The following is a 12,659-nucleotide window of genomic DNA, read 5'->3' as shown; positions in this document are numbered from 1 at the left end:
GTGCGGGCCAGACGAGCCGCGGGAGGCCGGAACGGTGGCGAGCGCAGCCGAGCAGGAGGCGGTACCGAAGCATGCCCCGGAGCGGGCCGGGCCACCGGTGTGGCCGGGTGCGCCGATGCCACTCGGCGCCCGCTGCCGGGTGGGGCCCGCCGGGGTCGCGGGCACCAACTTCGCCCTGTGGGCGGGCGGGGCGGAGGCGGTGGAGCTGTGTCTCTTCGACCCCGACGGGACGGAACGGCGGCTGCCGCTGACCGAACTGACCCATGAGATCTGGCACGGCTTCGTGCCCGGGATCGGGCCCGGGCAGCGGTACGGCTACCGGGTGCACGGGCGCTGGGACCCGTGGACGGGTGCCCGCTGGAACCCGGCGAAGCTGCTCCTCGACCCGTACGCGCGGGCCGTCGACGGCGACTTCGCGCTGCCCCCCGAGGTGTACGGGCACGTCCGCGACTGGCCGCAGCAGCATGTGGCCGACACCGTCCGCGACGAGCGGGACTCCGCCCCGCACGTCCCCAAGGGGGTCGTCGTCCAGGACGACGACGACTGGTCCGACGACCGCAGACCCAAGACGCCCTGGCAGGACTCGGTCATCTACGAGCTCCACGTCAAGGGCTTCACCCGGCTCCACCCGGGCATCCCCGAGCGGCTGCGGGGCACCTACGCGGGGCTGGCGCACCCGGCGGCGATCGAACACCTCGTACGGCTCGGGGTGACGGCCGTCGAACTGCTCCCGGTGCACCAGTTCGCCCACGAGGACCACCTCCTGCGGCGGGGTCTGCGCAACCACTGGGGCTACAACTCGATCGGCTACTTCGCCCCGCACGCCGGCTACTCGTCCTCGGGGACGACGGGGCAGCAGGTCGGCGAGTTCAAACGGATGGTGCGGGCGCTGCACGCGGCCGGCATCGAGGTCATCCTCGACGTCGTCTACAACCACACCGCCGAGGCGGGCGAGCTCGGCCCCACGCTCTCCCTGAAGGGCATCGACAACCGCGGCTACTACCGGCTCCAGTCCGACGCCCGCCGGTACGCCGACTACACCGGCTGCGGCAACACCCTGCACGTCGTCCAGCCCCAGGTGCTGCGCCTCATCACCGACTCCCTGCGCTACTGGGTCACGGAGATGGGCGTCGACGGCTTCCGCTTCGACCTGGCGGCGGCTCTCGCCCGCTCGATGCACGACGTCGACATGCTCTCCCCCTTCCTCGCCGTGATCGCCCAGGACCCGGTGCTCCGCCGGGTCAAGCTCATCGCCGAACCCTGGGACGTGGGCAACGGCGGCTACCAGGTGGGTGCCTTCCCGCCGCTGTGGACCGAGTGGAACGACCGCTACCGCGACGCCGTACGGGACTTCTGGCGCGGCGCGCTGCCCGACGTACGCGACCTCGGCTACCGCCTCTCCGGCTCCAGCGACCTGTACGCGTGGGGCGGGCGCCGGCCGTACGCCTCCGTCAACTTCGTCACCGCGCACGACGGCTTCACCCTGCGGGACCTCGTCACCTACGAGCGCAAGCACAACGAGGCCAACGGAGAGGGCAACCGCGACGGCACCCACGACAACCGCTCCTGGAACTGCGGGGCGGAGGGCGAGACCGACGACCCCGGGATCAACGCGCTGCGGCTGCGCCAGCAGCGCAACCTCCTCACCACCCTGCTCCTCTCCACCGGTGTCCCCATGCTCGTCGCGGGGGACGAGATGGGCCGCACCCAGGGCGGCAACAACAACGCCTACTGCCAGGACAACGAGACCGGCTGGATCGACTGGAACCTCCCGGACGACCCCGGCCGGGCCCAGCTCCTCGCGCTGACCCGGCGGCTCCTCGCCCTCCGCCACCGGCACCCGGTCCTGCGCCGCCGTGCCTTCTTCTCCGGCCGCCCCCAGGGCACGGACGGGCTGCGGGACCTGGCCTGGTTCACGGCCGAGGGCGCCGAGATGACGGAATCCGACTGGTACGCGCCCACGGCCACGCTCGGGCTCTATCTGTCGGGCCGCGACATACCGGGCCGGGACGAGCGGGGCGAGCAGATCACCGACGACAGCTTCCTCGCCTTCCTCCACGCGGGCCCGCGCCCCCTCGACCTCCGCCTTCCGGGACCTCCGTGGGCGGAGACGTACGAACTGGTCGTCGACACGGCCGCGGAGGACCAGTCGGTCACACCGGGAACGGTCCACCGGGGCGGCGGGATCCTCACCGTGGGGGCCCGCTCGATGGTGCTGCTCCGGGTCGGCGGGTGAGCCCCGGCCCGGCCACCGCGGCGCGACGGCGGTGGCCGGGCGGGCGGGTGCTCCCCCTGCGGACCGGGGCGCGGCCCGCACGGGCACCCCGTGCCGCGGGCCGTCCGAACATCCCCCGTGACGGGCCCGCGTTCTCGAACAGTGTCCGGTCAGGTCCTCGGCGGTGTCTTTGGCTTTCGGCGCACGGATCCTTGACTCTGCGCGCACTCCCGGTGCTCGCTGGGGCTGTGGCCGTGGGCCGTGCGGAAGGCCCTGCTGAAGGCCGCGTGGTGGCGGAAGCCCCAGCGGGCGGCGACGGACCGGACGGGAGTGCCGTCCTGCGCGGGGTCGGCGAGGTCCCGCGCCGCGCGGGCGAGCCGCTCGTCGCGGATCCAGCCGGCGACGGTGAGGCCGTGGTCCTGGTAGAGCCGGTGGAGATGGCGCAGCGAGATGTGGTGGGCGGCGGCGACGGTGCCGGGGGCGAGGTCCGGGTCGGCGAGGCGGCGGCGGGCGAAGTCCTGGGTGCGCAGGAAGAGCGCGCGGCGGCGGCTCTCCGGTTCGGTCGCGCCGTCGGCGTCGAGCCGTGCGGCGGCCGCGCCCGCGAGCAGGTCGAGGAGCACGGTCGTCAGCCGCGGCCCGTCCTCGGGCCGGAAGGCCCCGGGCTCGGCGGCGATCCGGCCGAGGAACGGGGCGAGCAGCGCGCCGAAGCCGCTGTCCCCGGGGATGCGGAGGGCGACGAGCCGTTCGGCCTCGCGGGCGGGGAGCGGCAGCAGGGCCTTCGGGAACTGGACGACGATGTGGTCGAGCCGCCCCGCGGGGTGCCGGGTGACCCCGTCGAACGGCAGTGAGGAGTCGTAGACGGTGAAGTCGCCGGTGCGGAAGACGTTCTCCCGGCCGGCCTGCGCGATCGCCATCTCCCCGCCGAGGGTGAGCGACAGCTGGTAGTAGCCGGGGTCGGCGCGGCGGATGAGCCGGGGCGTGCGGCGGGTGGTCAGCGGCGGATAGCGCAGGGCGGTGACCTGGGCGGCTCCGAGGTCGACGGTGTGCGCCTCGGCCCGGAAGTCACCGGCGTGCTCGCTGGCCATGACGGTGGGGATGAGGGCGGCGGCCGTCATGTCGTGCCAGTACCCGAACCGCTCGCGGGCCGGCAGCTCCTCGGTGCTGATGCGGTGGACGCGCACGGTGCCCCTCCCCCGGTCGGCTCGCGAGGGGGCGGCGGTCAGGAGCGGCCCAGGATCCCCCGGTCGTACCCTGCGGCGACGGCGGCCGCCCGGTCGTTGACCCCCAACTTGCCATAGATGTGGGTGAGATGGGTCTTGACGGTGGCCTCGCTGATGAACAGTTCGGCGGCGATGGCCCGGTTGCCGGTGCCCTTGGCGACGAGGGCGAGGATCTCGCCCTCGCGCGCGGAGAGCGCGGTTCCGGCGGCCTGGGCCGCGGGTGACCGGACGGCGGTGACGAGTCGGGTGGCGACGGCCGGGGACAGTACGGTACGGCCCTCGGCGGCGGCCCGCACGGCCCCGAACAGTTCCTCGCGGGGGGCGTCCTTGAGGAGGTAGCCGGTGGCGCCCGCCTCGATCGCCGGGAGCGTGTCGGTGTCCGTGTCGTAGGTGGTGAGGACGAGGACGCGGGCGCGGGCGCCGAGGCGGGTGAGTTCGGCGATGGCGTCGACTCCGTTGCCGCCGGGCATGCGCAGGTCCATGAGGACGACGTCCGGGTCGAGGCGCAGGGCCAGTTCGACGGCCTCACGACCGTCGGAGGCCTCGCCGAGCACACGGAAGCCGGGGCCGGGGCCGGAGCCGGCCGCGGTGAACATGCCGCGCAGTCCGTCCCGTACGACGGGGTGGTCGTCGACGATCAGCAGGGTGATCTCATTCATGGCGTGGCCAACGGTACGCGAGCGGAGATCGCGGTGCCCTCGCCCGGAGCGGTCTCGACGGTGACGGAGCCGGTGAGGCGCTCGGCGCGGGCGCGCATGCCGTCGAGCCCGAACCCGCCGTACCTGTCGTCGCGTTCGCGCAGGACGAGCGGGTCGAAGCCCCGGCCGTCGTCCCGAACGTCGAGGGTGATCTCGTCGCCCATGTAGGAGAGGGTGACGCCTGCCCGGGTGGCCCCCGAGTGGCGTGCGGCGTTCGACAGGGCCTCCTGGGCGATCCGCAGCAGTGTGGCGGCGACCTCCTCGTGCAGCGGCCGCTCGGCGCCCGTGACGGTGAACCGGGTGTCGACGCCGCTGTGTTCGGCCCAGTCGGCGACCGTCTTGCGCAGGGCCTCGGGGAGGGTGTCGTGGGCCAGGGCGACCGGACTCAGATTCCGTACCGAACGGCGGGCCTCGCCGAGGCTGTGCCGGGCGAGATCGGCGGCCCGCCGCAGATGGACGTCGGCACGGTCCCGGCCGGGGACGGCCTGGGCGGCCTGGAGCTGGGTGACGACTCCGGTGAGGCCCTGGGCGATGGTGTCGTGGATCTCGGCGGCGAGCCTGCGCCGCTCGTCGGCGATCCCGGCCTCGCGGGCCTGGAGGAGGAGCTGGGCCTGGAGGGTCGCGTTCTCGGCCAGGGCCTCTTCGAGACGGCTGTTGGCGCGGGCGAGTTCGGCGATGGTGGCGGTGCGCTCGGCGGCCTTCTCGGCGTCCTTCTCGGCGAGGTGGGAGAAGGCCATGGCGAGGCAGGCGTTCAGGGCGAACAGACCACCGAAGGCCAGCCAGTTCACGGGGGAGGCGGGCGGCAGACCGCCGGACTGGGAACCGGCCATGGTGGCGGCGGTGACGAGGAGTCCGGCCCGGGCGAGGCGGCGGGGCAGCAGGTGGACGGCGTCGAAGGAGCCGACGCAGGCGTAGATCGCGAAGAAGGGGTTGAGCCAGGTGAGCGCGAACGCGAGGGCGGTGCGCAGGGCGAAGAAGGCGACGGAGGCCGGCCCCGGCGCCCCGGGCACGAGCACGGGTCCCGTACCGGGCCGCTCGGCGCCCCAGCCGGTGGCGGCGACGATCCGGGCGCAGCGACGGTCCCACACCGCGTGGAGGAGGAGCACCCCCGCCACGAGGACGCCGGCCGCCACCGTCTCCGTACGGTCCATGATCAGGTCCGCCGACGCGCCGGCGATCGCCAGGGCGATGCCGAGCAGTCCGTACGGTCCCCAGCGGAAGAACTGGCGCCAGCGCTCCTCGACGGTGGTGGGCACGCCGCCCTCGCCCCCTCTCACTCCCAGCGGAACCAACGCACCGACGCGCCGGTGAGCGCGGCCGTCCACAGGGCCATCACGCCGAGCGCCGCCCAGCCGGGCCCGCCGCCCGAGGCGGCCGCGTCGAGGGCTTCGGAGGCGGCGCCGAACGGGGTGAGCCCGACGATCCGTTGCAGCGTATCGGGCATGGCCTGGACGGGCACCCAGACGCCGGCCGTGAACATGGTGGGGAAGAAGACGACCGAGCCGACGGCGGTGGCGATCTTCTGGGTCCGGGAGACCGCGCACACGGCGGCGCCGACGGCCAGCGAGCCCGAGACGGCGAGGAGCAGGGCGAGGACGTACCCCGCGGGGTTCCCGGGCAGGGCGACGCCGAAGGCCAGCCGGCCCACCGCGATCACCAGGACCGAGGAGACCAGGGCCGCGCAGGCGTGCAGCGCGATCTGGGCGTTGAGCAGCGCCATGGGCCGGACCGGGGTGGTGGACAGGCGGCGCAGGATGCCGCGTTCGCGGTAGCCGGCGAGGACCGGGGGCATCGCCTGGAGCCCGGCCATGATGAGGGCGAAGAGGACGGAGACGGGCACGTAGAGGTCGATGACCCGGCGCCCGCCGAGGTCCTCGGAGACTTCCCGGAAGGACGGGATGAGACCGAGGATCACGAGCAGCACGGTCGGCGAGACCATCACCCAGAACAGGGTGCCGGGCTCGCGGCCGAAGAGGCGGAGCTCGGTCCGCAGGATCGCCGTGGCAGGGCTGGGCGTGTTCGGCGTACTCATCGGAGGTCGGCTCCCGTCAGGTCGAGGTAGGCGTCGTCGAGGGTGGCGTCGGTGACCCGCAGCTGCCGGGCCGTGACGCCCCGGCGGGCGAGGAGGGAGACGAACGCGGCGACGGTCTCGTCGGTGCCGGCGACGACCGTCCGGCCGTCCGCCACCGTGACGGAGACGGCTTCGGGCAGGGCCCGCAGTGCCTCGGGGTCGAGCGGGGTGTCGGCCGCGAAGGAGATCACCTTGGCGGCGGCGGCCCGCCCGATCAGCCCCTCGGGGGTGTCGAGCGCGGTGATCCGGCCCTGGTCGAGAAGGGCGATCCGGTCGCAGAGCCGCTGGGCCTCCTCCATGAAGTGGGTGACGAGCAGCACGGTCACCCCGTCGTCCCGGATCGACTCGACGAGCGACCAGACCTCGCGGCGGGCGCGCGGGTCGAGGCCGGTGGTGAGTTCGTCGAGGACGACGACCCGGGGGTCGCCGAGGAGCGCGAGGGCGATGAAGAGCCGCTGCTTCTGGCCGCCCGACAGCTTTCCGAACCGGGTCCTGAGGTGGGGCAGGAGCCCTAGCCGTTCGGCGAGCGCGTGCCGGTCGGCGGGCCGCTCGTAGAAGGAGGCGTACAGGTCGAGCGCCTCACGGACGGTCAGCTTGGCCTGGAGCTCGCTCTCCTGGAGCTGGACGCCGAGGACCCGGGTGAGCGCGGCGCGCTCGGTGGCGGGGTCGTGGCCGCAGACCCGTACCCGGCCCTCGTCGGGGGTCCGCAGTCCCTCGACGCACTCCACCGTCGTGGTCTTGCCGGCGCCGTTGGGGCCGAGGATCCCGAAGATCTCGCCCTCGCCGACCTCGAACGACACCCCGTCGACGACCTTCCGGCCGGCGTATGTCTTGTGCAGTCCCCGCACCTCGATCGCTGTCATGCCCCCAGGCTGTCGGCCGGTGCGCGGCACGGGTATCGGCCGACCCGCTCGTCTTCGCCATCAGCCGATCGGTTGACGGCGGGTACGACCCGGGGGCGCGGGGCCGGTACGACATCCGGCCGGAAAACCGGATGAGACGTGTCAGTGGTGAACCGTATGGTCGGACCTGATGCCCGAGAAACCTGTCGCCCCAGAGCCCCCCGGTCCCGACGCCCCCGACGCCGCCGGCACTCCCGCCGCCCCCGACCGTTCGACGGTGCGGGTGCTGCTCCGTCTCTGGCCGTACGTGCGGCCCGTGCGGGGGCGGCTGTTCACGGCCGCGGTCGTCGCGATCGTCGCCTCCTGTCTGTCGCTCGTCATCCCGCTCGTCCTGAAGTGGATGGTGGACGGGCCCGTCGCGGACCGGGATCCGGGCGGGGTGTGGCTGGGCGCCCTCTATCTGCTGCTGCTCGGTGTCACCGAGGCGGTGCTCTTCGGCTACCGGCGCTGGCTGGTGGCGCGGCCGCTGTCCGGGGTCGAGGCGCGGATGCGGGCCGATCTGTACGGCAGGCTCCAGCGCCTCCCGATCGCCTTCCACGACCGGTGGGCCTCGGGTCAGCTGCTCTCGCGCGGCACGACCGACCTCATGCTGGTGCGGATGTTCCTGGCCTTCCCGCTGACGTTCCTCCTGGTCAACGGTGTGACGATCCTGGCTGGTTATGTCCTGCTGCTCGCCCAGGACTGGTCCCTCGGTCTCGTCCTGCTGACCCCGGTCGTCCCCCTGGTGATCGTCTGCTCGCTGTTCGAGGGCCGGTACGGGGTGGTCGCGCGCCGCGCCCAGGACCAGGTGGGCGATCTGACGACGGTCGTCGAGGAGAGCGTCCTCGGCATCCGCATCGTGAAGGGCTTCGGCCGGCACCGCAGCCAGGCGAGGGCCTTCCGTGACCTCTCCGGGCAGTTGCGCGGCACGGAACTCGCCAAGGCGCGGCTGCTCGCGATGATCTGGGCGGTCATCACCGTCGTACCGGAGCTGGCCATCGGCGCCGCCCTCGTCCTCGGCACGATCCAGGTGGCGGACGGGAACCTCTCGGCGGGCACGCTCGTCGCGTTCCTGTCGACGGCCCTCGCGCTGCGCTGGCCGGTGGAGTCGATCGGCTTCCTGCTCGCGATGAGCCAGGAGGCGGCGACCGCGACGGAACGGTACTTCGAGGTGATGGACGCCGACGAGGAGCCGGACACCCCCGCCGGGACCGGCGCCGCGTCGGACGGCCCCGACGGGGTGCGGTTCGAGGGCGTGTCGTTCCGCTACCCGGACGCCCCCGAGGGCTCCCCGCCCGTCCTCGACGGGGTCGACCTGCACATCCGTCCCGGCGAGACCCTGGCCCTGGTCGGCGGCACGGGCTCCGGCAAGACCACGCTCACCGCGCTCGTACCGCGGCTGCACGAGGCGTCCGGCGGCCGCATCCTCCTCGACGGCGAGGACATCGCCCGGATGGAACGGGGGCGGCTGCGGTCCCTGGTGTCGGTGGCCTTCGAGGAACCGACGCTGTTCTCCGCGAGCGTCGGGGAGAACGTCCTGATGGGAACCGACGGGACGGCGGGCGAGCCGGAGCTGCGCCGCGCCCTCGGCGTGGCGCAGGCGGACGGCTTCGTCGACCGGCTGCCCGAGGGCTCCGGGACCCAGGTCGGCGAGCAGGGCCTGAGCCTCTCCGGCGGCCAGCGCCAGCGGCTCGCCCTGGCCCGGGCGGTCGTCGGCCGCCCCCGCTTCCTGGTCCTGGACGACCCGCTCTCCGCTCTCGACGTCCACACGGAGGCCCGGGTCGAGGCGGCCCTGCGGGAGGTCCTGCGGGAGACGACGGCCCTGGTGGTGGCGCACCGCCCGTCGACGGTGATGCTGGCCGACCGGGTGGCCCTGCTGTCCGAGGGCCGGATCACGGCCGTGGGCACGCATCAGGAACTGCTGCGGACCAGCGAGGAGTACGCCTGGCTGATGTCCGGCGAAGGCAAGGACGAGCGATGACAGAGACGACGACCCTCACCGAGCGGCAGGCCCCGGCCGAACCGGAACCGGCCGGGGACCCCTTCGACCGCGACGACCTCCCGGCGCCGCCCGGGGCGACCGGCGCCCTGCTGCGCTCGCTCCTGGCCGGCCACCGCGCACGGGTCGCGATCGCCGCGCTGGTCCTGCTCGTCAAGGAGGGAGCCGTCCAGGCGGGCCCGCTCCTGGTCGCGTACGCCATCGACCGGGGTGTCCCCGCCTTCCGCGCGGGCGACCACGGACCGGTCGTCGCGGTGGCGCTCGGCTACCTCCTGTGCGCCTCGCTCTCGGGCCTCCTCCAGTACGTCTTCGTCCGCGGGGCCGCCCGGATCAACCAGGACGTCCTCCTCGACCTGCGCGGCCGCATCTTCCGGCACGCCCAGGTCCTCAGCGTGGACTTCCACGAGCGCTACACCTCGGGCCGGCTGATCTCCCGCTCGACCACGGACGTCGAGTCCCTCCGGGAGCTGCTCTCGGAGGGGCTCCAGGAACTGATCGGCGTCCTCCTCTCCTTCGTCTCGATCGCGGCCGTCCTCCTCTGGCTGGATCCGGGCATCGGCGCGGTGGCGGTGGCGTCCTTCGTTCCCCTCTACCTCCTGGTGGGCCTCTACCGGAGGCGCGCGGGGGCGGTGTACGCCGAGCGTTCCACGGCCATCGCGGGCGTGATCGTGAAGTTCGCCGAGACGATGAACGGCATCCGTCCGGTACGGGCGTTCCGCCGGGAGGAGATCAACGACGCCGAGTTCGCGGCCCTCAACCACCGGCACGAGCGCAGCAACGGCGACGCGCTCCTGGAGATGGCCCGGTACGTGGTCGGCTCGCGCCTCGTCGCCAACACGGCGGTCGCCGGCATGTGCCTGTGGGGCGCCCACCGCGTGGCCTCGGACTCCCTGCAGCTGGGTGTCCTGGCGGCGGCGGTCCTGTACATGCGCCGTCTGTACGACCCGATCGACCGGCTGGGCATGTTCCTCAACTCGTACGAGTCGGCGGCCGCGTCCCTCACCAAGATCGCGGGCCTGCTGGCCCAGGAGCCGGGGGTGCCGGAGACGGCCGCCCCCAGGCCCCTTCCGGACCGCTCGGGCTCCAAGGGCCGCGAGGTGGTCTTCGAGGGGGTCCGCTTCGCGTACCGGACGGGCGGCGAGGTGCTGCCCACCATGGACCTGACGATCCCGGCGGGCCAGACGGTCGCCGTCGTCGGAGCGACGGGCGCGGGCAAGTCGACCCTCGCGAAGCTCCTCGCCCGGTTCTACGACCCCACGGACGGCGCGGTACGGCTGGACGGCGTGGACCTGCGCGACCTGTCCACCCCGGAACTCCGCCGGGGCGTCGTGATGGTCACCCAGGAGGCGTTCCTCTTCTCCGGGACGGTCGCGGAGAACATCGCGATCGGCCGCCCGGACGCGAGCCGTGCGGAGATCGAGGAGGCGGCACGCGCCATCGGGGCGCACGAGTTCATCTCCGCCCTCCCGGACGGCTACGACACGGACGTGCGCAAGCGCGGCGGCCGCATCTCGGCCGGCCAGCGCCAGCTGGTGGCCTTCGCGCGGGCGCTGCTCGCGGACCCCGCGGTGCTGATCCTCGACGAGGCGACGAGCTCCCTGGACGTACCGGGCGAGCAGGCGGTGCAGCGCGCGATGGACACGGTCCTGGCGGGCCGTACGGCGGTGGTCATCGCCCACCGCCTGTCCACGGTCGAGGTCGCGGACCGGGTCCTGGTGATGGAGTCGGGCCGCGTCGTGGAGGACGGCACGCCCTCGGCCCTGGTCACCGGAGAGGGCCACTACGCGGGGCTGCACCGGGCCTGGCGGGAGAGCCTGGTGGGCTGAGGACACCACCGGGCGTCCTCGCGCCGGGCGCCCGGCCGGGGGCCGTACTCCGGACGCACGGGGGCTGTGCCCCAGGCAGCGGAGCCCGTACTCCGGACGCACGGCGGGGTCCGTACTCCGCGCGCCCGGCGGGGTCCGTACTCCGGGAGCTCTGTGAGTCTCAGCCCCGCCGGGCGTCCGCCGCCCGCAGCAGGAGGAAAGCCAGCACGGCAGCGCCGGCCATCAGCACCGCGGCTCCCACGGCGACCGCCCCCATGGCGTCCACGAACGCGTCCCGCGCGGCGTCGAGCACCGAGGGCCCCCGGTCCAGCGCGCCCCCCAGCGTCTCCCGGGCCGCGGCCGGTGCGGAGGCGGGCATCGCGGCGGTGTAGACGGCCGCCCCCAGGGATCCCAGGACGGCCATGCCGAGCGCCCCGCCGAGCTCCTGCCCCGACTCCAGGACGGCGGCGGCGGAGCCGGCCCGCCCGGGCGGCGCGGCCCCCAGGGCGAGCTCGTTGGCGAGGGTCATCGCGGAGACCAGCCCGGCGGCGTACACGGCGGCGGCCACGAGCACCACCCACAGGGGCGTGGCCCGGTCGACACCGGCGAGCCGGCCGAAGCCGGCGGCGGCGACGAGGAACCCGCCGCCCATGACGTACGCGCGGTCGACCTTCCGGGCGAGCGCCGCGGCCACGGGTGCGGCGACGAGCACGCCACCGGTCGGGACCAGGCTCCACAACGCCGCCTCGAACGGACTCCGCCCGAGAACGGACTGCAGGTACTGGGTGAGGAAGACGGCGAAGCCGACGGTCGCCGCCATGGCGATCAGATTGACGAGCACGGACCCGCCGTAGGCCCGGTTCCGCAGCAGAGCGAGATCGACCACGGGACGGGCGAGCCGCGACTGCCGCCGGACGAAGACGACCGCGACGGCCGCCCCGGCCGCCACGCCGCTCACCGGCAGGACGGCCCAGCCGTCCTGGGCGATCTCCTTGATGCCGTGGATGACCGGCAGCACGGCCCCGAGCGACAGCACGGCACTGAGCACGTCGAACTTCCCGCCGTCGGCGGCCCCGTCGCCCTTGGACTCGGGGAGCAGCGGCGGCCCGAGCACGAGCAGCAGCACCATGGCCGGCAGGTTGACGAGGAAGACGGACCCCCACCAGAAGTGTTCGACGAGCGCGCCGCTGACCACCGGTCCGAGGGCGATGCCGCTCGCCATCACGGAGGTCCACAGGGTGACCGCCTTGGCGCGCTGTGCCGGATCCGGGAACAGCACCCGGATCAGCGCGAGCGTGGCGGGCATCAGACAGGCCCCGGCGACTCCGAGCAGCGCGCGGGCGCCGATGAGCGCGCCCGGGCTCTGGGCGTAGGCCGCGGCGACCGAGGCGACGCCGAACAGGGCCGCGCCGCCGAGGAGGACCCTGCGGCGCCCGACACGGTCGCCGAGCGCGCCCATGGTGATGAGGAGACCGGCGAGGACGAAGCCGTAGGTGTCGAGGATCCAGAGCTGTTCGGTGGCCCCGGGTCGCAGGTCGGCGCTGACGGAGGGGAGGGCGAAGTACAGGACGGAGACGTCCATGGAGACGAGGAGCAGCGGCAGCATGAGGACGCCGAGTGCGGTCCATTCACGTCGCCCGGCGTGGGCGGAGCCGGGGCCGCCGCCGGGTGCGGCCGTCGACTCGGGGCTTGAGGTGAGTGTCATGCGAGGAGGGAAGCAGCGGTGCGCGTACGGTGCCACCGGCGCCCTAGTGCACGGTCGACAACGGC

General features: G+C 73.9%; 9 protein-coding genes. 3 read left to right on the top strand and 6 right to left on the bottom strand.

All coding sequences use genetic code 11. The features are described 5' to 3' along the window. The first annotated feature begins 115 nt into the window (after positions 1-115). Positions 116-2,236, top strand: a complete 2,121-nt coding sequence (glgX, locus tag IE311_RS07550) for a glycogen debranching protein GlgX (protein WP_229901777.1) — start codon at positions 116-118, stop codon at positions 2,234-2,236. A 149-nt stretch (positions 2,237-2,385) separates the two neighbouring features. Here glgX and IE311_RS07545 read toward each other — a convergent pair whose 3' ends face one another. Genes IE311_RS07545 through IE311_RS07525 form a run of 5 tightly spaced genes read right to left on the bottom strand, consistent with a single transcriptional unit; the run spans position 2,386 to position 7,067 of the window. Next, a complete protein-coding gene (locus IE311_RS07545; RefSeq protein ID WP_189830801.1) occupies positions 2,386-3,396 on the bottom strand; it encodes an AraC-like ligand-binding domain-containing protein in 1,011 nt (336 codons plus the stop codon). Between the two features lie 38 nt (positions 3,397-3,434). Then, on the bottom strand, positions 3,435-4,094 hold the full coding sequence (locus IE311_RS07540; protein ID WP_189830800.1) for a response regulator: 660 nt from the start codon (positions 4,092-4,094) through the stop codon (positions 3,435-3,437). Further along, the gene (locus IE311_RS07535) at positions 4,091-5,389 is read right to left on the bottom strand and encodes an ATP-binding protein (RefSeq protein WP_189830799.1); all 1,299 of its coding nucleotides are present in this window, start codon (positions 5,387-5,389) and stop codon (positions 4,091-4,093) included. Before IE311_RS07535 ends, IE311_RS07540 begins: the two co-directional genes overlap by 4 nt. Before the next feature lie 17 nt (positions 5,390-5,406). Then, complete coding sequence (locus IE311_RS07530) at positions 5,407-6,165, bottom strand: ABC transporter permease (protein WP_189830798.1); 759 nt, start codon at positions 6,163-6,165, stop codon at positions 5,407-5,409. Further along, positions 6,162-7,067, bottom strand: a complete 906-nt coding sequence (locus IE311_RS07525) for an ABC transporter ATP-binding protein (protein WP_189830797.1) — start codon at positions 7,065-7,067, stop codon at positions 6,162-6,164. Before IE311_RS07525 ends, IE311_RS07530 begins: the two co-directional genes overlap by 4 nt. Positions 7,068-7,236: 169 nt before the next feature. Here IE311_RS07525 and IE311_RS07520 point away from each other — a divergent pair, with 169 nt between their 5' ends. Together IE311_RS07520 and IE311_RS07515 are read left to right on the top strand one after the other, a co-directional pair. Further along, entirely contained in the window at positions 7,237-9,066 is a 1,830-nt protein-coding gene (locus tag IE311_RS07520) for an ABC transporter ATP-binding protein (protein WP_229901776.1), read from the top strand. Continuing rightward, positions 9,063-10,910, top strand: coding sequence for an ABC transporter ATP-binding protein (locus IE311_RS07515; protein ID WP_189830796.1), 1,848 nt, complete (start codon positions 9,063-9,065; stop codon positions 10,908-10,910). Before IE311_RS07520 ends, IE311_RS07515 begins: the two co-directional genes overlap by 4 nt. Positions 10,911-11,070: 160 nt before the next feature. On the opposite strand, the gene IE311_RS07510 is transcribed toward IE311_RS07515, so the two are convergent. Further along, positions 11,071-12,594 carry an MFS transporter gene (locus IE311_RS07510; protein ID WP_189830795.1) on the bottom strand — a complete coding sequence of 508 codons (1,524 nt, stop codon included), beginning with the start codon at positions 12,592-12,594 and terminating at the stop codon, positions 11,071-11,073. Between the last annotated feature and the right edge of the window lie 65 nt (positions 12,595-12,659).

Source organism: Streptomyces zaomyceticus (assembly GCF_014656215.1).
GTDB lineage: Bacteria > Actinomycetota > Actinomycetes > Streptomycetales > Streptomycetaceae > Streptomyces > Streptomyces zaomyceticus.
This window is presented reverse-complemented; position numbering and strand designations above follow the sequence as displayed.